We start from the raw sequence: 19,985 nt of genomic DNA, 5'->3' as shown, positions 1-19,985 counted from the left end.
ACGCAATTTTTGCATCGGGATTCCGGCCGGCCCCTTTTTGTTAGGTGTGCGTTAACCATCCATCTGGTTGTATCGCCACAATCACAGTGGCCCATGATGGGCATTTTTCAATTTTAAGATGTCACTAATATGGTCAGCATTCACACGAACGCTGGAGCAATTTCTGCGCTCCAGACTCTGCGTAATATCAGTTCCGGGCTCACGGTAGCGCAGAACCAGGTCAGCTCCGGACTTCGCATTCAGACCGCTGCCGATAACGCGGCCTACTGGTCGATCTCGACGACGATGCGCTCCGACAGCAAGGCCGTGTCTGCGGTGCAGGATGCGCTTGGCCTGGGCGCCGCCAAAGTGGAAACCGCCTATGCGGCTATGGACGCCGTCACTGGCATTCTCAGCGAATTCAAGGCGAAACTGGTGGCTGCAAGCGAGCCAGGCGTCGACAAGGGCAAGCTTCAAAAGGAACTCGATCAGCTCAAGCAGCAGGTGTTGAGCATCGTCAATTCGTCGAGCTTCAGTGGGCAGAACTGGCTGAAAACCGATGTTTCCGATATTTATGACAGCGACCTCAACCGAACCTCGGTTGCGTCATCGTTTTCACGCGATTCGAGAAACGGCATTTCGCTCAACACCGCGGATTTCTTCCTGCGCGACTCCTCCCTGTTCAACAGCTCAGGCGGCGGCATCCTCCAGGCCGACACGCGCGACATGAGGACCGTCGGAGGCATTCGTTTCGTCACTTCGGTCGACGTCGACGGATATACGATCAACAGCAACTACAACAACAGGGCGGGCACGGCTGGCGAGTTCACCTTTACATTCAGCGGCCCAATCAGCTTTACGAGCCCCGGCGACAAGATCACCTTCGACGTCATCGTGGACAAGGACAGCAGCACCCAGGGCTTGTCGCTGCCGCTGCATCCTGGAAAGACGACGCCGGTCACTGTCGACCGGGCAACCGTGGATGCGGTGCTGGGCGTCGGGGCCAACGGGGTCATATCGAACTACAGCCAATATGCGGCGGTCCTCGCGCACGCCGCGACGGCCGCCGGCGCGGGCGCGTCGGTCCTGACTTACAATCACCCCAACCCGCCCCATGCCCCTATCATCAATCAAATTGGCTTCAAGACGCAGCAAAATTCAGGACTCGACGGCTCCTACGTCGAAGTTGCCAACCTGGTGGTCAATACCACAACAGGGGGTGCTGGAGGGCTTTCACCCAACGCGAGCTTCGGGTCGCGCGGATCGGAGATGACGTTGGCGTTCGAGCCTTTCGAGGTTTACAAGGACGTCGTCATTTCGTTCAATTTCTCGGTGAACGGCGAAGCCCAGAGCACACATTCGTTCGACAGAAATCAGGTCAACGCACTTCTTGGCAAGGACACCGGCAAGATCGAGACGACCGACGAGATGGTGACCGTGCTTCAATCGCTCATCACCCGTCCCAACACTATCATTCAGAACAACGGCGCGGGCGGCATTGAGATCAAATCGGATCCAGCCGTCGATCGAAAGTCGGGCGCCGGGACCTTTGTCGGATTCAGCAACATCGCCGTCAACATCGAGCCGATCGCGCGAAGAAACTTTCTCGACATCGATGTTGCGGCCAACCCGCAGTCGGTCGGTTCCTACCTTCAATACATTGAAGTGGTCCTGCAACGGACCATTGATGGGGCGGCGGCGCTCGGGTCGTTGCTTGCGCGCATCGACATGCAAACGACCTTTGCTCAGACGTTGATGGCGACGATCGACAAGGGTGTCGGCCGCCTGGTGGATGCCGACATGAACGAGACCTCGACGCGGCTCAAGGCCCTGCAGACCCAGCAGCAGCTCGGTGTGCAGGCGTTGCAGATCGCCAACACCGACGCTCAGAGCATCCTGCAGCTTTTCCGCTGATCGGGTCCGCGATGACGGGCCGCGCCAACGGCGCCCCGTCGTCTATCTCACGCACTTCCGCTCTCTGATTCTCGCGCTAGCGGACGCCCGGTTTCGTCGCTGTCACCTGCGTTACAGGCGTGTCGCAGCTTCTGCCTATTCTGGCGCCCGGGAGGACCTGAGCGGCGCAGCGTGTCGCCGCGCAATCGAAGCTACGGCGCCGGGGAAAACGGGGCGTGGCAGGGTCAACGAGGATCGGAAATGCGTAGTTTTGTGAAACTGTCTCTGGCGGCCTTCGTGGCGGCGACGGTCGCCGCGGGTGGTGTTGCTCCGGCGTTTGCCGGTGGCAGCTACTATAAGGGTGTTTCGACGACGCCCATCAACGAAGGCCACAAAAGCGAGAAATACAATCCCAAGGCCAAGGTCGTAAACCGTCCGCCGCCGCGCAACGGTGCTTACTATAAGGGCATCATGCGCAAATAGCTGCGCCACGGGACAAGCTTGTTCGTCGCTCGCTTCCCGGGGCGACAACGTCGAAACAGACGAGGGCGCCAGCGGCGCCCTTTCATTTTCAAAGCAGGACGTGACTGAGGATATCGCCTTCGCTGACCACGAGATTTGGCAGGTGACCCTTGCGAAGATAGTGTTTTCGGTCGCTGTCAGCGGTGACGAACACCGCGGTGCGGGCGATCTCCTCCGGTGTCAGCTGCGTCGTATCGGGCACGACGGCGATTTCCCGACGCAGGCCCAGGTCCCGAAGCAACTCCTCGATCGCACTGCGATCGTCCACGCCGTGGAGCACCAGGCGATCGATCTCCGCCACCGCATTGGTGTGCCACATGACGGTCTGGAGCGCGACCATGAGCGGCAGCACGGCCTTTGCTCGCTGCACGTCGGGATGATGCTCGAAGCCGGCGAGCATCAGCCGGGTATAGAGTTCGTAGGCGCGGATGTAATCCTTCTTGTATATCCACATCCGCAGGGCCACGGTCATGCGCACCATGGTGAAGTCCTTCACCTGGGCGTCGAGATAGGCTCGCCGATCCGGCGTGATCCGCACCGCGCCACGCTTGGCACCGGTATAGAGGAAGTATTCAAGGCCGCCGCGATAGCTGTCCCAGGCGGTCAGCACGTCCGCGTGGCCGGCCTGCGGCCGGTCTCGGGCAATCTTGGAGCGCGTGACCTGTCGATAGAATGGCTTCGACAAGAAGGCGACGGCCCCCTGGTCCAGGAAGTGAGCGAGATAGGCGAAGGCCCAATAGGCGAAGTTCCGGGGCACCCAGGCCGAGCGTAGTGCCGAAGTCCGGTAAATGCCAATCTCCGGGAACACGTGACGCTCGACCAGAAAATCGAAGACGCTCTCGAACTCCCTTTTCTTGAAGCGCGTATCGCGGTCCACGGAGTAGAACGGCGGGTCGTCACGCTCCTCGACCTCGTCATGCGTATACCAGGGGGCATAGCATGCGGTGACTTCCGGATTGAGATCGAGGTAACGGATTGCCTCGCGCATGCCGTCGTTGATGAGGATGTCGTCGTCGGCGAGGTAAAGTACATATTCGCCCGTCGCGCGGCTGAATGCGCTGACAGCGTTGGCGCCGGAGCCGTAGTTCTCCGCCTGCCGCAGATAACGGATCGGAAGCCCCTTGGCGATGAAGCGCGCGACGACTTCGCCTGTGTCATCGGTGGACGCATTGTCGGAGATGACGATCTCGTATTTGTAGGCGAACTGGTAAAGGTTGACGAAGTAGTCGAGTGCCTTCTCGAGAAAGGCCGCGCGGTTGTAAGTTGGAATGCAAATGCTCAGCTTCACCTGGCTCACGCGTCTCTCCATGGTCAGTCGTCACGGGCGGCTTGCCGTGCGGCGGATCGGCCGTCTCGCCTGCATCGTCCGACCATAAGGTCTGTGAAAAGGGCGTAACGGGACCGCGCTTGGGGAAGCCATCCCAGTGGGTCCGTTATTCCGTTTCGATCTTGTGTGAGCCTTGTCTTGGATAGTGGCGGCACTGGTCTGCCCCCGCTGGCTCATGACGGCCCGGTCGCTCCGGAAAGCGTTGTTAGCGTTTTGTTAACCATGTTGGCGCAGGCTGGATGGTGATAGCCGCAGCGTTTCTTGCCGTTCGAATGCGCCGCTGCGCCGGAGCCGCGAAATGCCCACATTCTTGCGAGGGAGCCGAGTAAGGATGCACCACATGGCAGAGCATATGATGAGGCTGCTGATGAGCATCATGGCCGCGCTTTCGCTCGGCTCGCTGCTGTTCCTGATGGCTGTTCTTTAAGCGGGCGAGCTTTTTGTGCCTGCCCGTCATCGGCGGTCAGGGATAGAGATAGAACTCATCCCAATTCTCGTGCGGCACAAGCTCGCCGATCTTGTATTCAAAAGACAGGATATCCAGGTGCTCCGCGTCCGTGCGGCACTTGAACTTCAGCTTGTACCACTCGCCCTTGCTGCGAAACACGGCACCCGACGCCTTCATCTTGTCGTCCGTCACAACAGGTTCGGCGAAGGTGTAGGCGATGACCTTGTCGGGCTTGAAGGTCGACTTGTCGGCATTGATGCGCTCCATCGCCTCGGTGTCGCAGCGCTGTTCGAGCCGGGTTTGCGGATCGAGTTTTTCGAACTGTCGCACCAGGGACTGATCCATTGCTAGAGCCGGTGAAAATGAGGCGGCGAAGATCAGCGGATACGCGATAGTCTTCATGCTCGACGAACTCCTGGCCGTGAAAAGGGGGGACCGGCAAATCACCGCCGGGACAGGTGTTCGTACTCAGTTAAGCTTTGTGGCCATTCCAAGGCGGGGCAATCACGTTTCTGAAACGTCGATCCATTCAGCACCGGTCAATTCGACGATCCGGGCCGGGCTGATATGCACCGCTGCGTTGGTAGCGCCCGCTGCCGGCACGACGATGTCATAGGCCTCCAGCGACCTGTCGCAATAGACGCTGTGCGGCTTGGCGAGCCCGAAGGGGCAGACGCCGCCGACCGGATGCCCGGTTTCGGCCTCCACCTCATCGAAGCCCAGCATGCGCGCCTTGGTACCGAAGCGCGCCTTGTATTTCTTGTTATCGAGGCGGGCGTCGCCGCGCGTGACGATCAGGATCACGTCGTCGCCGACCCGGAGCGCCAGCGTCTTGGCGATCTGCGCCGGCTCGACGCCATGGCCCTCGGCTGCAAGCGCAACCGTTGCCGTGCTTTGCTGAAGCTCGATGACGTCGATGTCGGGGGCGTGCTGCGAGAAGAAGTCTTTGACGGAGGTAAGGCTCATGGCGAAAGGGTCACGCTATTGAAGTGCTGTTGCGATCGGCGTCGTGGCACGAAGAACAACACGGTTCTCCGGCGTCGGGTGCGCAAATCTCTCAATCGTCATTCGAGGCGTCAAGGTCTTCGGGACGCCTGCCTTCCTGTTGCGGCGGAAGGTAGCCATGGCTGGTAAACCAGTTGTCCAGGATTGCGAGGATCGCCTGGTCCCGGGTCTCGACGCCTGGGTGATCTGCGATGAACGACTTGAGCGCCGTTTCGATCTTGTCGGTATAGAGCACTTTCATGCTGCCTCCGTCGGCCGGTGAGCCATTTCGGGTTTGTTGGTCCCGTCACAGCACAGTGCTACGGCACCCCTCGCGCGTCCAGTTGAAACGACGCCGGACGCGGTTTGGATGTGCGGGTGAGCCGGCGCCGATTGCTGGGGATCAGGCCTGTTTGACGATACGGATCAGCACCAGGAGGATGACGGCACCGATCGTCGCGTGCAGGATCGCCGAGAGAACGCCGCTACCAAGGCTGATACCGATTGCCGGGAAGAGGAAACCGGCGATGAAGGCGCCGATGATGCCGACCACCATGTTGCCGATGAGGCCGAAGCCGAACCCCTTGACGATAAGGCCGGCGAGCCAGCCGGCGATCGCGCCGACGATCAGGAAGACGAGAATGCTTTCAATGCCCATGAACGGTTCCCTTTCCGCTGTATCTGCAAGGAAAGATAGATCAGGAATCGAAATCAGATAGGGGGCAATTTCATCGCGCGACGATTTTTTGCATGGCAGAGCGCAGGTGGCAGCGCCTCATCCGAAAATGCGGGCGCTGCGTTGCTTTACCGGGTCAGACGATGCCGCCTCCACCGCCAGCGACGGCGGGTCGCTCCTTAGCCACCTTCGCGCGATAGCCGCTTGCACGATAGGCCGAGACCGGCGCCACGGCGCCGCCGCTCTCAAGCCGCGCCATGGCGAGAATGGGTTCGACATCCGTGCGGAAGGCGGCCTTCAGCGTTTCAGTCGCCATCAGCGCGTCATTGTCGTCCTGGTAGCCTTGAAGCGCTTTGCGGTCGACAATCAGCCCCTGGGCATAGGCCCGGCAGACCTCCATCGCGCTGGTCATCAGGCTCTCGATCGGATCCGTGACATTGTGGCTCTGGTCGAGCATGTGTGCCGGCTTGAAATCCCTGGCGCCGCGGCTTTCCGCATCCACCAGTTCGTTGAAGACCAGGAACAGGCGGTAGGGATCAACCGAGCCCGTGTCGAGGTCATCGTCGCCATACTTTGAATCGTTAAAGTGGAAGCCGCCGAGCTTGCCGAACTGGATGAGGCGGGCAACGATCATCTCGATGTTGACGTTCGGCGCATGGTGGCCGAGATCGACCAGGCAGAAGGCCTTGGGGCCAAGCTCCTTCGCAATCAGGTAGTTGCTGCCCCAGTCCTGCACGACGGTCGAATAGAAGGCCGGCTCGAACATCTTGTGTTCGGTAAAGACCCGCCAGTCATCCGGCAGGGCCGCATAGACCGATTTCATCGCGTCGAGATAACGTTCGAAAGCGCGGGTGAAATTGCTCTGGCCGGGGAAGTTGGAGCCATCGCCGATCCAGACCGTCAGCGCCTTGGAGCCAAGCTGCCGGCCAATCTCGATGCATTCGAGATTGTGCTCCACCGCTTGGGCGCGGGTGGCGGCATCGGTGTGCGACAGCGAGCCGAACTTGTAGGAATGCGCCTGGCCGGGTGCGTCGGAGAAGGTGTTGGAGTTCATCGCATCGAAGCCGAGGCCGAGAGACGTGCCCTTGTGCTTGAGTTCGGAATTGTCGCTGACCTTGTCCCAGGGAATATGCAGCGAGACGGTTGGCGTCGCTCGCGTCAACTGCTGGATGACGGCGCAGTCCTCGAGTTTGTCGAAGATGTTGCGCGGCTCGCCCTTGCCCGGGAACCGGGCAAAACGGGTGCCGCCGGTGCCGACACCCCAGGAAGGAACGGCAACGCCATAGGCGGCAACCTTGTTCTTGATTTCGTCGATCGCGACGCCACGTCGGTCGAGCCGCTCGCCGAGGCTTTCGTAGTCGCGGCGAAGGGCGGTGAGGCGGCTTTCGTTCTCGGCGTCGATCGTTGCCTGGCTGATCATCGTCGTCATGGTCCGCTCCTTGATCAGCGCGTGAACGACTGGGCGTTGCCCGCGTCGACATTGATGATGTTGCCGGTCGATTTCGCCGACATGTCTGACGACAGGAAGTAGATCGCCTCGGCGATATCCTCCGGGAAGACGCTGAGCTTCAGCATCGAGCGTTCGCGATAATGCGCCTCGAGATCGTCCACATCCATCTTGTAGGCGGCGGCGCGCTGCTCCTTCCACTCGCCGGTCCAGATCTTCGAACCGCGCAGCACCGCATCCGGGTTGACGACATTGACGCGGATCTGAGCCGCGGCTCCTTCGAGCGCCAGGCAACGGGCGAGATGGATCTCGGCGGCCTTGGCCGTGCAATAGGCGGACGCGCCGGGGGAAGCGGCAAGGCCGTTTTTCGAAGCAACGAAGACGACATTGCCGCCGGCCTTCTGCTGGCGGAAGATGCGGAAAGCTTCGCGTGAGACGAGGAAGTAACCGGTCGTCAGGATCTCGATGTTCTTGTTCCAGAGCGAAAGCGTCGTGTCTTCGATCACGGCGGACGAGGCAAGGCCGGCATTCGAGACGAGAATGTCGAGACCGCCGAAGGCGAGCAGCGTGTCGGCGAAGCCGCCTTCGACCGCTGCTTCGCTCGTGACATTCATGCTGACCGAGCGCACGACATCCTTGCCGTAACGCGCCGAAAGCTCAGCCACTGCGGCAGCAAGTGCGCTCTCGTCGATATCTGCGAGAACCACGCAGGCGCCTTCCTGCATCAGCCGGTTGGCCGTCGCCTTGCCGATGCCACCGGCGCCGCCTGTGACGAGCGCGATGCGACCGGCAAGGCTCTTTGCCTTCGGCATGCGCTGGAGTTTCGCTTCCTCCAGCAGCCAGTATTCGATGTCAAAGGCTTCCTGCTCTGGCAGGCCGACATAGGTCGACACACCGGATGCACCGCGCATGACGTTGATGGCGTTGACGTAGAATTCGCCGGAGATGCGGGCGGTCGCCTTGTCCTTGGCGAAGGTGATCATGCCGACGCCGGGCACCAGATAGACGACCGCATTCGGGTCGCGCATGGCTGGGCTGTCGGCGTGCTTGCAGCGCTCGTAATAGGCCGCATAGTCGGCACGATAGGCAGCGATTGCCTCGGGAAGGGCGGCAAGCGTCTTGGCGACGTCGGGATTTGCCGGATCGAAATTGATCACCAGCGGCCGGATCTTGGTGCGCAGGAAATGGTCCGGGCAACTGGTGCCGAGTGCCGCCAGCGGCTTCAGGTCCTTCGAGGTGACGAAGTCGAGCACCGCCTGGCTGTCGTCGAAATGGCCGATCTTCTTCTCGTCGGCGCTGATCAGGCCGCGGATGACGGGCATCAGCTTGCGGGCGATATCGGCTCGGGCAGCCGCGTCGAGCACCGGCTTCACGGCGCCACCGAAGGCCGGCCCGGTGTTCTCGGCCTCAAACCAGGCGATCGCCTTGTTGATGATCTCGACCGTCGTCTCATAGGCTTCTTTTGCGGTGTCACCCCAGGTGAAGAGACCGTGGCTTTCGAGCACGACACCGCGAGCGGCAGGGTTTTCCAGGCAGAATTTTTCGAGCCACAGGCCGAGCTCGTAGCCCGGACGCTTCCAGGGCAGCCAGCCGATATCGTCGCCGAAGATCTTCGCCGTCAGCTCGCGGCTGTTCTTGGCGGCGGCAATCGCGATGATCGCGTCGGGGTGCATGTGGTCGACGTGCTTCTTGGGCACATAGGCATGCAGCGGCGTGTCGATCGAGGCGGCGCGCGGGTTGAGGTTGAAAGTGCAGTGCGGCAGGTAGCCGACCATCTCGTCTTCGTATGCGACGCCGCGATAGATTGTCTTCAGCGCGTTGAGCTTGTCCATGTAAAGGGTCGCAAAGCCGTCAAGCTTGATCGTGCCGACGTCGCCGCCGGAACCCTTGACCCAGAGAACCTCGACCGAACCGCCGCCGAGCGGGTCCTTCTCCATCACCTTGGCGGAGGTGTTGCCGCCGCCGTAATTGGTGATGCGCTTGTCGGAACCGAGCAGGTTCGAGCGATACAGCAGCCGCTCGGATTCGCTCATGCCGGCAGCCTTCGCCTCGTCCCAAAGGTTTGCAAGTCGTGCGCCCTGCTGCTTGTCCAACATCTCGAATTCCTCCCGGTCTGATGCCGCACGGCTTGGCGGCCGCGCAGAGATATGGTTGGCATCAGATCACATCGCTTGAGCGTTATTGTCAATCAAAAACGATCAAGATCGCGCATATTGCGCTGCACAATGAAAAAATATGATTGATTGTGATTGACAATGGTCGGTCGTGATGGAAGCATTGGTGGCATCGGAGGAACGCATGCACGAGAAAGAAAGACACCGGATCATTCAGTCGGCGGTTCAGGAAAAGCCCGTCGTCACCGTCCAGGAACTGGTCGATCTGACCGACAGTTCCGAGGCGACGATCCGGCGCGATATCGCGGCCCTTCACGTGCAAAAGAAGCTGCGCCGGGTGCGCGGCGGCGCCGAGGCGATCAACCCGCCGCAATTCGTTGGCCTCGCCGGCCGCCCGTTCAAGGTCAATGAGGGGCTTCACGCCCGCGAGAAGCAGGCGATCGCCAAGGAGGCGGTGGCGCTTTGCGAGGATGGCGAGCCGATCATCATCAATGGCGGCACCACCACGTTCCAGATGGTGCATTTCCTCAGCAATCGTCGGATGCAAGTGTTCACCAACTCGTTCCCGATCGCCGAACATCTTTTGAAGCACTCGAAGAACACGGTGATGCTGTCGGGCGGCACGATCTACCGTGAGCAGAACATTATCCTCAGTCCCTTCGACAATGACGTGACGCGCAATTTTTATGCGCGCCGGATGTTCATGGGGGCACAAGGCCTAGGCCCCCTCGGGCTGATGGAGGCCGATCCGCTTTTGATCCAGGCCGAACAGAAACTCATCGACCAGGCCGATGAACTGGTGGTGCTGGTCGACTCGTCGAAATTTCACAAGCGGTCGAGCCTGATCCTGTGTGGGCTGAAGCGGATCGCGACCGTGATCACGGATTCGGGCATCGAGGACCGACATGCCGCGATGCTCGAAAATGCCGGCGTGCGGCTGGTCGTGGCCAGTTCGAGAGCCGGCACGGATGCGGAGAATATGTCTTCGTCCGCCTGAGGCGAGCGAGGAGAGGGGAAGGCGGCGATCACGGTCAAGGGAGTCGGGTCGTTGTTATTGGAGGAAGGCAGCACTGGATGCGTTCTGATCACGCGCCGGTCAAAGGGAGGAAATGAGCATGAAGATCCTGAAGTCACTGATGGTCACGGCCGCCGTTTCGCTGGCGCTGATGGCCAATGCTGCGCATGCGGAAAACAAGAAGATCGCGCTCGTCGTCAAGGCGCTCGGCATCGGCTTCTTCGAGGCCGCCAACAAGGGCGCCCAGGAAGCAGCCAAGGAACTGGGCAATGTCGAGGTGATCTACACCGGCCCGACCTCGACGACCGCCGAAGGCCAGATCGAAGTGATCAACTCGCTGATCGCCCAGAAGGTTGACGCGATCGCGGTTTCGGCCAACGACACCGACGCCCTGGTTCCGGCGCTGAAAAAGGCGATGGACCGCGGCATCAAGGTCATCTCCTGGGACTCGGGCGTCGCCAAGGACGGCCGGATGATGCATCTCAATCCGTCGTCGAACCCGCTGATCGGCAACATGATCATCAAGCTCGCCGCCGACAACCTGCCTGAGGGCGGCGACGTCGCCGTGCTTTCGGCTTCGGCGACCGCGACCAACCAGAACACCTGGATCGCCGAGATGAAGAAGGTTCAGGGCAACTACAAGGGCATCAACGTCGTGGCGACCGTCTATGGCGATGACCTGGCCGACAAGTCCTATCGCGAAACACAAGGCCTCATTCAGTCCTACCCGAACCTGAAGGCGATCATCGCGCCGACCTCGGTCGGCATCGTTGCCGCCGCTCAGGCCGTCACGGACGCCGGCAAGATCGGCCAGATCAATGTGACGGGACTTGGTCTGCCCTCGGAGATGGCAGGTCACGTGAAGTCTGGCGCCTCCAAGTCCTTTGCCATCTGGAACCCGATCGACCTCGGTTATTCCGCAACGATGATCGCCAACGACCTGATCAACGGTGCCGAAGCCAAGCCGGGTGCTGAACTGAAGATGGGCCGCATGGGCGCAGTCAAGCTCGACGACAACAACGAAGGCGCGATGGCCGACCCGTTCGTCTACGATGCCAAGAACGTAGAGGAATTCGCCAAGATCTTCTGATCGGGCGAAGTGATCCGAAGGGTTCGGCTCCTCATCCGCCTGCCGGCACCTTCTCCCCGCTCGCGGGGAGAAGGGACGAGCGGCAACCGATGCTCCTCCTTCGCGACAAGGGAGGCAGGAGCGCAGCGTCCTCGTTCCCTCTCCCTGCATGCGGGGAGTGGGTTAGGGTGAGGGGCAGCCCAAACTGCCGAGCCGTGAGGCATGGACGGCCAGCGCCTTTGCGTTATCGAAACACTGAACTGGTGGACAGTCTCTTGCTCCAGGATACGCTCACATCGCGGATGAAGCCCGCCATTGCGCTTGAGGGGATTTCGAAATCCTTTCCCGGCGTGAAGGCGCTCTCCGACGTTTCGCTGTCGCTCTATCCGGGATCGGTCACGGCGCTGATCGGCGAGAACGGCGCGGGCAAGTCGACTCTCGTCAAGATCCTGACGGGCATCTACCAGCCGGACGGTGGCACGATCCGCGTGGCCGATCAGGAGGTCCATTTTCCGACAGCACTTGCAGCGGCGCACGCTGGCGTGACTGCGATCCACCAGGAGACCGTGCTCTTCGACGAACTCTCGGTCGCCGAGAACATCTTCCTTGGCCACGCGCCGCGCAACCGTTTCGGGCTGATCGACTGGAAGAAATTGAACGCGGATGCGCGCGCATTGCTGGCACGCGCGGGCGCCGATCTCGATCCGACGATCCGCCTGCGTGACCTCGGCATCGCCAAGAAACACCTCGTCGCGATCGCCCGCGCGCTCTCCGTCGATGCCCAGGTGGTCATCATGGATGAGCCGACGGCGGCGCTGTCGCACAAGGAAATTCACGAGCTCTATGCTCTCGTCGAACGTCTGAAGGCCGACGGCAAGGCGATCCTGTTCATCAGCCACAAGTTCGACGAGATCTTCCGGATCGCCGACCGCTACACGGTCTTTCGCGACGGTACCATGGTCGACGAGGGGTTGATCGCCGACGTCAGCCAGGATGAACTGGTGCGCCTCATGGTCGGCCGCGCCGTCGGTTCTGTCTATCCGAAGAAGGAGGTGGCGATCGGTGAGCCGGTGCTCACCGTCTCGGGTTACCGCCACCCGACCGAGTTCGAGGACATCAATTTCGAGCTTCGCCGCGGCGAGATCCTCGGCTTTTACGGCCTCGTGGGCGCGGGCCGTTCGGAGTTCATGCAGTCGCTGATCGGTGTTACCCGGCCGTCCGCCGGAGCTGTCCGCCTCGACGGCCAGGTGCTGGTAATCCGCAGCCCGGCCGAGGCGATTGGGGCCGGCATCGTCTACGTGCCCGAAGAGCGCGGTCGCCAGGGCGCGATCATCGGTCTGCCGATCTTCCAGAACGTTACGCTGCCGTCGCTGGCGCGGACCTCGCGCGCGGGCTTCCTGAAGCTTGCTAACGAGTTTGCGCTTGCTCGCGAATATACGTCGCGCCTCGACCTGCGCGCCGCCTCGCTCGACCAGGACGTCGGTACGCTCTCTGGCGGCAACCAGCAGAAGGTCGTCATCGCCAAGTGGCTGGCGACGAGGCCCAAGGTGATCATCCTCGACGAGCCGACCAAGGGCATCGACATCGGTTCCAAGGCGGCTGTGCACGCCTTCATGAGCGAGCTTGCGGCCGAAGGCCTCAGCGTCATCATGGTGTCCTCGGAAATTCCAGAAATCATGGGCATGTCCGATCGGGTCATCGTCATGCGCGAGGGGCGGATCGCCGGGCGTTTCGAGCGCGCCGAACTGACGGCGGAAAAGCTGGTGCGTGCCGCTGCGGGCATCCAGGAGGCCGCGTGATGGCAAACATCCTCAAGAACCGGGAACTGTTGTTGGTCGGGGCGATTGCCGTGCTGCTCGCACTCATCACGTGGCGCTTCCCGCCTTTCGTCGCACCGTCGAACCTGGCGCGTGTCTATAACGACACGTCGATCCTCATCATCCTGGCGCTCGGCCAGATGGCGGTGATCCTGACCCGCTGCATCGATCTTTCCATGGCGGCAAACCTTGCGCTTTGCGGCATGGTGGCGGCGATGCTGAACGCCGCCTATCCGGGCCTCCCGATCCCGCTGATCATCCTTGCGGTCATGGCGCTCGGCACGCTGCTCGGCATGGTCAACGGCGCGCTCGTCTGGAAGCTCGATATCCCGCCGATCGTCGTCACACTTGGTACGTTGACGATCTACCGCGGCCTGATCTTCCTCATAAGCGACGGCAAGTGGATCAACGCCCACCAGATGAGCGACGCCTTCAAGGCCTTGCCGCGTGACGCGCTCTTCGGCTTCCCGGTTCTGTCCTGGCTCTCGGTGGTCATGATCGGGCTGGTCTTTCTGCTGATGAGCCGCACGGCGCTCGGCCGCGCCTTCTTTGCGGTCGGCGGCAATCCGCATGCGGCCGTCTATACCGGCATCGATGTTGGCCGCACCCGCTTCTTTGCCTATTGCCTTTCGGGCGCGCTTGCGGGGCTGTCCGGTTATCTCTGGGTGTCGCGCTATGCTGTCGCCTATGTCGACATCGCCCTTGGTTTCGAGCTCGATATCATCGCGGCCTGTGTCATTGGCGGCATCTCGATCGCCGGTGGCATCGGCACGGTGGCAGGTGCCGTGCTCGGCGCGCTGTTCCTCGGCGTTATCAAGAACGCGCTGCCGGTCATCAACATCTCACCCTTTGCCCAGATGGCGATCTCGGGCCTCGTCATCATTGTCGCCGTCGCCGTCAACGCCCGTGCCGAACGCCGCAAGGGCCGCGTCATCCTCAGAAAAGCGGAGGCTGTCTGATGGCCGAAACCCACCTTTCCCCTCGCCACATTCCCGATCGTCTGGAGGGCCGCGGCGCGCGGCTGTTGAAGAGCTGGGAAAGCCTGCTCCTTGTCGTCGCTTGTCTCATCTTTCTCGGTAATTCCCTGGCGTCACCCTATTTCCTCGATCCGTGGAACCTCTCCGACGCCACGTTCAACTTCACCGAAAAGGCGTTGATCGCCTTTGCCATGGCGCTCGTCATCATCTCCGGTGAGATCGACCTTTCGGTCGCCTCGATCATTGCGCTTGCCTCTACGGCCATGGGCTATGCCGTCCAGCTCGGCTTCGACACGCCGGCACTGGTTGCGATCGGCCTTTCGGTCGGCCTCGTCTGCGGCGCGATCAACGGCCTCCTCATCACCGGCCTGGGGCTGCCCTCGATCGTCGTGACGATCGGCACGATGAGCCTCTTCCGCGGGCTTTCCTTCATCGTCCTCGGCGACCAGGCCTTTACCAGCTATCCCGACAGCTTCTCCTGGTTCGGGCAGGGGTATGTGTGGTGGGTGTTCTCCTTCGAGTTCACGCTCTTCGTCGTGCTCGCCGTCGTCTATGGCGTCGTCCTGCACAAGACCAATTTCGGTCGGGCGGTCTATGCCATCGGCAACAACCAGACGGCGGCGCTGTTTTCCGGCATCCGGGTTGGGCGTATCAAGTTCATCCTGTTCCTCCTGACAGGACTGATGGCGGGGCTTGCCTCGATCTGCCTGACCTCGCGCCTCGGCTCGACCCGTCCGACGATCGCACTCGGTTGGGAGCTTGAGGTGGTGACGATGGTGGTGCTCGGCGGCGTCAACATTCTCGGTGGCTCCGGCACCATCCCAGGCGTCGTGCTCGCGGCGCTGATCATGGGCATGGTCACTTTCGGCTTCGGCCTGCTCAACGTGCCTGGCATCGTCATGTCTATCTTCATCGGTCTCTTGCTGATTTCGGTGATCGCGCTTCCCATCCTCTGGCGGCGGGCTCGTCGTCGTCTTGCGCATTGAGGCTTTCATGGAAAAATACGCCTTCCGCATGCGGCTGAATCCCGGAATGGCCGCCGAATACAAGGCGCGCCACGACGCGATCTGGCCGGAGCTGGCAGCGCTTTTGAAGGAGGCCGGCGTCTCCGATTACTCCATCCATCTTGATGAGGAGACGGGGCTGCTGTTCGGCGTACTCTGGCGGACGGACGATCACCGCATGGCCGATCTGCCGGCGCATCCGGTCATGCAGAAATGGTGGGCCTACATGGCCGATATCATGGAGACCCGCGCCGACAATGAGCCGGTGGCGGTGCCGCTCAAGACCGTGTTCCAGATGGATTGAACGCATGCGGGTCGTTGGCGTCATCGATATCGGCAAGACCAATGCCAAGGTCGCGGCAGTTGATCTCGATCGTTTTGAGGAGATCGCCGTTCGCAAGGCCGCAAACACGGTGCTGAGCGACGGTCCCTATCCGCATTTCGATGTCGAGCATCTCTGGCGCTTCGTGCTCGAAAGTCTCGCGGCCCTCAACGCCGAGCACGCCTTCGAGGCGATCTCGATCACCACCCATGGCGCGACCGCGGTCGTGCTCGACGCGGAGGGAAGCCTGGCGCTGCCGGTGCTGGACTACGAATTCGCCGGTCCGGACACCCTGGCCGCCGACTATGATGCGGCAAGGCCGCCATTTTCAGAGACGGGTTCGGCGCGCCTGCCGATGGGCCTCAATGTCGGCGCGCAACTCTACTGGCAGCAAAGAACATTTCCGGATGATTTTGCGCGGGTCGCCTCGATCCTTACCTATGCGCAGTACTGGACCTATCGCCTGACCGGCGTGCGCTGCAACGAACTCACCTCGCTCGGCTGTCACACGGACCTCTGGAACCCGAGAGCCGGTACCTATTCGTCGCTGGTCGAACGCCAGGGCTGGCGTCCGCTGTTTGCGCCTGTGGTGAAGGCCGGTGACGTCGCCGGTGTTCTGCTGCCGGAACTTTGTGCCGAAACCGGCGTCGCCCGGGGCACGCCGGTTTACTGCGGCATTCACGATTCCAACGCCTCGCTGCTGCCGCATCTTCTGACGCGTGCCTCGCCGTTCTCGGTGGTTTCAACCGGGACCTGGGTCGTCATGCTGGCGGTCGGCGCCGAGCCGAAGACACTTGATGAGCGCCGCGATACACTCATCAACGTCAATGCGCTCGGGGAGCCTGTGCCTTCTGCCCGTTTCATGGGTGGACGGGCGTTTCAGCTTCTGTTGGGGGAGGAAGTGGTTCCAGCCTCGCCTGAGACGGAAGACGCCGTTGCGAGCGCCGGGCACATGCTGCTGCCTTCGGTCCCCGAGGGATCAGGCCCGTTTCCCAATTTGAAAGCGACCTGGGCCACGGATGCGCAGGCCCTTGCCCCGGGCGAGCGTTTCACGGTCGTTTCGTTTTACCTGGCGATGATGACCGCCACCTGTCTCGACCTCATCGGTGCGCGCGGAGAGATCGTCGTCGAGGGACCCTTCGCCGTGAATGCGACCTACCTGCGCATGCTGGCGGCGGCGACCGGCCGGCCGGTTCTTGCCGATCCCCACAATGTCACGGGGACGAGCCTCGGTGCGGCGTGCCTGGTTAAGAATTCCAACCCCAGCACCGGGGTGGAGCCGATCGCGGGCGACATCCCTGAGAGCCTTGCCGAATATGCCAGATCGTGGCGAGAGGCAGTCCAGCGGCGTGCGATTGAACAACAATAGCCGTAGAGAGCCGTTGCTCCCGACCGGAAAATCTGGGTGTGCCAGTAAAAGACGGCCTAGAGCCTGATCAAAACACGGAACTGCGTTTTGCCGATCGGTTGTGCTCGATATTGAGAACGATCGATACTGCCATCATTGTCAGGAATGCTGTGAGTGCGGCGCCGATGCCAAGAACAATCATTGTTCGTTTCCTGTAAGCGCACCGTCATGGTGTCGCTTTGCGTGGTGCGAAGGTTTCTTCGCGCATGCAGCGCCCACTTCACTTTCGCTTCGATACGCGAGCGCAAGTCAAAGTACAATTCTAAACTCTTGTGAGTGAGAACCTGTTGGTTTCTGGCGCTTTTATTACAGTTTTGTTGCGGTGCGAAAAAGGCGCGCGAAAACACCCTGCGAATTTTAGTGATTCCGATTAGAGGCGAGGGACCGTTAACCTTCAAGCAAGGAATTAACCATAAACATGGTCCCACACGTCGGAATGGGAAAAATCACAAGTCTCCTCAAGGCATGATGCCGCCCCGCCGTACCGGTCAGGTCCGGTATCCATTCTTCACCGAATTTACTTGCGGGATGACAGACGGCAGACGCCATGGCGGGGGCTGATCTCATCGATGTGGCGTGCACGTCCGGTGGACCGTGGCTCCCCTGACATTCCCGAGGCAAATTCGAAAACGCGCATTACCCGGGGATCAGCGTTGAGGCAGGAAGCATCGTCAGAACAGGCAAAGAAGAGCCAGGCAGGCAGCCTGCTGGAGCGCTTGCGCTTTGCCGGGCTCGACGACGAGAGCTGCAACCGCGTCCGGGACCACCGGCAGAAACTCTCTCCCCGGATCGATCTAGCGCTTCGCGACCTGTTTCAGCGGCTGCAGACCTATCCCGACGCTGCCCGCCATTTCGACAATGACCGCCAGATCGACCGCCTACAGGACCTGCAGTCGTCGCACTGGAACGTCCTGACCGACGCGCGCTTTGATGGCCTTTACGCCGAGCGCGTCAAGGTTCTCGCCGACACGTCGACCCGCATGGGCCTCGACCCGCGCTGGCAGATGGCAAGCCATGCGGTGGTCCTTGAACATCTTCTCGTCGGCCTCATCGAAGAGGCCTGGCCAAAATCGTTCCTGCCGATGGGCAAGGCACGTCGCCGCGAACTCTGCGACCTTGTGTCCGCGCTCGTGCGCACCGTCTTCGTCGACACCGAGATCGGCGTCTCGCTTCGCTTCAACGCGCTTCGCCAGCAGCATCAGCGGCAACTGGCCGAACAACGCAGCGCCGACGAACACGAAGTCCAGGCGCTCTTTGGCGACTTTGCCGATGGTTTGAGCCGGGGCGATCTCGGCGTGCGGCTGCCGGAAGCGGCGGCTGAGGCCTATCAGCCGATCGTCGCCAGCATGAACGCCGCACTCGAACAGATCCAGCAGAGCTTGCAGGTGTCCGGTCAGCGCAGCCATGCTGCCGAGACGCTGGTCGGTCGTATGCGCGGCGGCGCGGCGACCTTCTCCGACAAGGCAAGCGCCGAAGCCGAAGCGCTGACGGGGCAGCTTGCAGCACTCGCCGACATGGCTGGACGCATGGCGACCGGGTCCGGGCGCATCAGTGCGACCGAGACCAAGACCAATGAAACCCGCGTCGCCGTCGAGCGCAGCGGCGAGATCGCCGGCCAGGCCATCACCGCCATGGCCGACATCGAGGCGTCCGCCGAAAAGATCGGGCAGATCATCGGCGTGATCGACGAGATCGCCTTCCAGACCAATCTTCTGGCGCTCAATGCCGGCATCGAGGCGGCACGCGCCGGCGACAGCGGTCGCGGCTTTGCCGTCGTCGCCCAGGAAGTGCGCGCGCTGGCGCAGCGCTCCGGTGAAGCGGCGCGCGAGATCAAGCAGCTGGTCACCGGCACCAAGGCACAGGTCGAGACCGGCGTCGAGATCGTCGGCCGCACGCAGGATGCCATCAGCAGCATTGTCGAGCAGGTGACCGCGATCAACACGGCCGTGTCGGGCATTGCCCGCGAGGCGGAGCAGCAGGTCGGCGACCTCCGGGGTGTTGCCGCGGAGATCGGCACGATCTCGCGGGGCGTCGAGGCGAGTGCCGCCTTGGCCGGCGAGGCCGTCCGTTCATCGGATGACCTTCATACGGTCATCGTCGAACTCGGCGAAACGATCCGCCAGTTCCGCCTGGAGCGTCGCCATCCGGTTGCAGCATCAGCCGGCAGCGAGCAGCGCCGGGCGGTTTCAGCCATGGTGGCCGATGAGCCGGCCGCGTCTTTGTTTGACGACGGGCCGCAGCGGCAACTCGCCGGGTGGCATCGCTGAATTCAAGGGCAGTACCAAGTTAGCAGTCGAGGAAGACAGGAATGGCCAGCAAGAAGACCGCTCAAAAGACGCTCAGCCTCGCTCCGGTATTGGACCTGAACGAGGCGACTGCGCTGCATGAGAAGCTGCTCGCGCTCAAGGGCAGCGACATCGTGATCGACGCGTCGGCTGTCGAGCGGGTGGGTACGCTTTGTGTCCAGGTGCTGATGGCCGGTGCCAAGACCTGGCAAGAGGATCATTTGTCTTTCACCTTCAGCAAGGTGTCGGACGCTTTCGAGAAAACGACACAGCTCATCGGGGTCGAGATCGATCATCTGATGGCAAAGGAGATTTGAGAAATGAAGAAGCGCGTTCTGACGGTCGACGACTCCCGGACGATCCGAAACATGCTGCTGGTCACGTTGAACAATGCCGGTTTCGAAACGATCCAGGCGGAAGACGGCGTCGAGGGTCTTGAGGTTCTCGAGGAAGCCAACCCCGACGTGATCGTCACCGACATCAACATGCCGCGCCTCGACGGATTCGGTTTCATTGAAGGTGTGCGTAAGAACGACCGTTACCGCGCCGTTCCGATCCTGGTGCTGACCACGGAAAGCGACGCAGAGAAGAAGAACCGTGCGCGTCAAGCGGGAGCAACCGGCTGGATCGTCAAGCCGTTCGACCCGACCAAACTGATTGATGCAATCGAGCGCGTAACGGCCTGAAGTCCGGGGATA

The 19,985-nt window shown here is 61.5% G+C and carries 19 protein-coding genes; 12 read left to right on the top strand and 7 right to left on the bottom strand.

The window, feature by feature from the left end; genetic code table 11:
• Positions 1–129: 129 nt before the first annotated feature.
• Positions 130–1,893 carry a flagellin gene (locus VGO04_RS19355; RefSeq protein WP_414650571.1) on the top strand — a complete coding sequence of 588 codons (1,764 nt, stop codon included), beginning with the start codon at positions 130–132 and terminating at the stop codon, positions 1,891–1,893.
• A 240-nt stretch (positions 1,894–2,133) separates the two neighbouring features.
• The gene (locus VGO04_RS19350; RefSeq protein ID WP_327497592.1) at positions 2,134–2,355 is read left to right on the top strand and encodes a hypothetical protein; all 222 of its coding nucleotides are present in this window, start codon (positions 2,134–2,136) and stop codon (positions 2,353–2,355) included.
• A gap of 88 nt (positions 2,356–2,443) precedes the next feature.
• On the opposite strand, the gene VGO04_RS19345 is transcribed toward VGO04_RS19350, so the two are convergent.
• The 7 genes from VGO04_RS19345 to VGO04_RS19315 form a co-directional block, all read right to left on the bottom strand.
• Positions 2,444–3,691 carry a glycosyltransferase family 2 protein gene (locus tag VGO04_RS19345; protein WP_327497591.1) on the bottom strand — a complete coding sequence of 416 codons (1,248 nt, stop codon included), beginning with the start codon at positions 3,689–3,691 and terminating at the stop codon, positions 2,444–2,446.
• 493 nt (positions 3,692–4,184) lie between these two features.
• On the bottom strand, positions 4,185–4,571 hold the full coding sequence (locus VGO04_RS19340) for a DUF930 domain-containing protein (protein WP_327497590.1): 387 nt from the start codon (positions 4,569–4,571) through the stop codon (positions 4,185–4,187).
• A 102-nt stretch (positions 4,572–4,673) separates the two neighbouring features.
• Positions 4,674–5,135, bottom strand: coding sequence for a YbaK/EbsC family protein (locus tag VGO04_RS19335; protein ID WP_327497589.1), 462 nt, complete (start codon positions 5,133–5,135; stop codon positions 4,674–4,676).
• A 91-nt stretch (positions 5,136–5,226) separates the two neighbouring features.
• Positions 5,227–5,415, bottom strand: a complete 189-nt coding sequence (locus VGO04_RS19330; protein WP_327497588.1) for a hypothetical protein — start codon at positions 5,413–5,415, stop codon at positions 5,227–5,229.
• A 141-nt stretch (positions 5,416–5,556) separates the two neighbouring features.
• Positions 5,557–5,811: a GlsB/YeaQ/YmgE family stress response membrane protein gene (locus VGO04_RS19325; RefSeq protein WP_025425884.1), complete on the bottom strand. Its 255-nt coding sequence runs from the start codon at positions 5,809–5,811 to the stop codon at positions 5,557–5,559.
• A gap of 154 nt (positions 5,812–5,965) precedes the next feature.
• Positions 5,966–7,258, bottom strand: a complete 1,293-nt coding sequence (gene rhaI, locus VGO04_RS19320; protein ID WP_327497587.1) for an L-rhamnose catabolism isomerase — start codon at positions 7,256–7,258, stop codon at positions 5,966–5,968.
• Positions 7,259–7,272: 14 nt separating this feature from the next.
• Positions 7,273–9,372, bottom strand: coding sequence for a bifunctional rhamnulose-1-phosphate aldolase/short-chain dehydrogenase (locus tag VGO04_RS19315; RefSeq protein ID WP_327497586.1), 2,100 nt, complete (start codon positions 9,370–9,372; stop codon positions 7,273–7,275).
• Between the two features lie 202 nt (positions 9,373–9,574).
• Here VGO04_RS19315 and VGO04_RS19310 point away from each other — a divergent pair, with 202 nt between their 5' ends.
• From VGO04_RS19310 to VGO04_RS19265, 10 genes are all read left to right on the top strand, one after another.
• The gene (locus tag VGO04_RS19310) at positions 9,575–10,387 is read left to right on the top strand and encodes a DeoR/GlpR family DNA-binding transcription regulator (RefSeq protein WP_034796966.1); all 813 of its coding nucleotides are present in this window, start codon (positions 9,575–9,577) and stop codon (positions 10,385–10,387) included.
• Between the two features lie 118 nt (positions 10,388–10,505).
• Positions 10,506–11,495, top strand: a complete 990-nt coding sequence (gene rhaS, locus VGO04_RS19305) for a rhamnose ABC transporter substrate-binding protein (protein WP_327497585.1) — start codon at positions 10,506–10,508, stop codon at positions 11,493–11,495.
• Between the two features lie 281 nt (positions 11,496–11,776).
• Positions 11,777–13,273: a sugar ABC transporter ATP-binding protein gene (locus VGO04_RS19300; RefSeq protein WP_327497584.1), complete on the top strand. Its 1,497-nt coding sequence runs from the start codon at positions 11,777–11,779 to the stop codon at positions 13,271–13,273.
• Complete coding sequence (locus VGO04_RS19295) at positions 13,270–14,250, top strand: ABC transporter permease (protein WP_327497583.1); 981 nt, start codon at positions 13,270–13,272, stop codon at positions 14,248–14,250. The genes VGO04_RS19300 and VGO04_RS19295 overlap by 4 nt, the downstream gene beginning before the upstream one ends.
• Positions 14,250–15,254 carry an ABC transporter permease gene (locus tag VGO04_RS19290; protein ID WP_327497582.1) on the top strand — a complete coding sequence of 335 codons (1,005 nt, stop codon included), beginning with the start codon at positions 14,250–14,252 and terminating at the stop codon, positions 15,252–15,254. Before VGO04_RS19295 ends, VGO04_RS19290 begins: the two co-directional genes overlap by 1 nt.
• 7 nt (positions 15,255–15,261) lie before the next feature.
• A complete protein-coding gene (rhaM, locus tag VGO04_RS19285; RefSeq protein ID WP_327497581.1) occupies positions 15,262–15,576 on the top strand; it encodes an L-rhamnose mutarotase in 315 nt (104 codons plus the stop codon).
• Positions 15,577–15,580: 4 nt separating this feature from the next.
• The gene (locus VGO04_RS19280) at positions 15,581–16,963 is read left to right on the top strand and encodes an FGGY-family carbohydrate kinase (protein WP_327497580.1); all 1,383 of its coding nucleotides are present in this window, start codon (positions 15,581–15,583) and stop codon (positions 16,961–16,963) included.
• Positions 16,964–17,655: 692 nt separating this feature from the next.
• Entirely contained in the window at positions 17,656–19,269 is a 1,614-nt protein-coding gene (locus VGO04_RS19275; protein WP_327497579.1) for a globin-coupled sensor protein, read from the top strand.
• A 41-nt stretch (positions 19,270–19,310) separates the two neighbouring features.
• Positions 19,311–19,604 carry an STAS domain-containing protein gene (locus tag VGO04_RS19270; protein ID WP_327497578.1) on the top strand — a complete coding sequence of 98 codons (294 nt, stop codon included), beginning with the start codon at positions 19,311–19,313 and terminating at the stop codon, positions 19,602–19,604.
• Between the two features lie 3 nt (positions 19,605–19,607).
• Complete coding sequence (locus VGO04_RS19265) at positions 19,608–19,973, top strand: response regulator (RefSeq protein ID WP_065784641.1); 366 nt, start codon at positions 19,608–19,610, stop codon at positions 19,971–19,973.
• Positions 19,974–19,985: the final 12 nt, after the last annotated feature.

The sequence above is a fragment of the Ensifer sp. genome, from assembly GCF_035999185.1.
Lineage (GTDB): Bacteria > Pseudomonadota > Alphaproteobacteria > Rhizobiales > Rhizobiaceae > Ensifer.
Note: the sequence above shows the minus strand (reverse complement) of the source record. Positions and strands in the feature narration are given on the sequence as shown.

Coding starts and splice junctions, on each gene's coding strand:
- VGO04_RS19280 (WP_327497580.1), top strand. CDS start 15,581: ATGCGGGTCGTTGGCGTCATCGATATCGGCAAGACCAATGCCAAGGTC.
- rhaI (WP_327497587.1), bottom strand. CDS start 7,258: ATGACGACGATGATCAGCCAGGCAACGATCGACGCCGAGAACGAAAGC.
- VGO04_RS19340 (WP_327497590.1), bottom strand. CDS start 4,571: ATGAAGACTATCGCGTATCCGCTGATCTTCGCCGCCTCATTTTCACCG.
- VGO04_RS19310 (WP_034796966.1), top strand. CDS start 9,575: ATGCACGAGAAAGAAAGACACCGGATCATTCAGTCGGCGGTTCAGGAA.
- rhaM (WP_327497581.1), top strand. CDS start 15,262: ATGGAAAAATACGCCTTCCGCATGCGGCTGAATCCCGGAATGGCCGCC.
- VGO04_RS19270 (WP_327497578.1), top strand. CDS start 19,311: ATGGCCAGCAAGAAGACCGCTCAAAAGACGCTCAGCCTCGCTCCGGTA.
- VGO04_RS19355 (WP_414650571.1), top strand. CDS start 130: ATGGTCAGCATTCACACGAACGCTGGAGCAATTTCTGCGCTCCAGACT.
- rhaS (WP_327497585.1), top strand. CDS start 10,506: ATGAAGATCCTGAAGTCACTGATGGTCACGGCCGCCGTTTCGCTGGCG.
- VGO04_RS19330 (WP_327497588.1), bottom strand. CDS start 5,415: ATGAAAGTGCTCTATACCGACAAGATCGAAACGGCGCTCAAGTCGTTC.
- VGO04_RS19350 (WP_327497592.1), top strand. CDS start 2,134: ATGCGTAGTTTTGTGAAACTGTCTCTGGCGGCCTTCGTGGCGGCGACG.
- VGO04_RS19300 (WP_327497584.1), top strand. CDS start 11,777: ATGAAGCCCGCCATTGCGCTTGAGGGGATTTCGAAATCCTTTCCCGGC.
- VGO04_RS19315 (WP_327497586.1), bottom strand. CDS start 9,372: ATGTTGGACAAGCAGCAGGGCGCACGACTTGCAAACCTTTGGGACGAG.
- VGO04_RS19290 (WP_327497582.1), top strand. CDS start 14,250: ATGGCCGAAACCCACCTTTCCCCTCGCCACATTCCCGATCGTCTGGAG.
- VGO04_RS19265 (WP_065784641.1), top strand. CDS start 19,608: ATGAAGAAGCGCGTTCTGACGGTCGACGACTCCCGGACGATCCGAAAC.
- VGO04_RS19335 (WP_327497589.1), bottom strand. CDS start 5,135: ATGAGCCTTACCTCCGTCAAAGACTTCTTCTCGCAGCACGCCCCCGAC.
- VGO04_RS19325 (WP_025425884.1), bottom strand. CDS start 5,811: ATGGGCATTGAAAGCATTCTCGTCTTCCTGATCGTCGGCGCGATCGCC.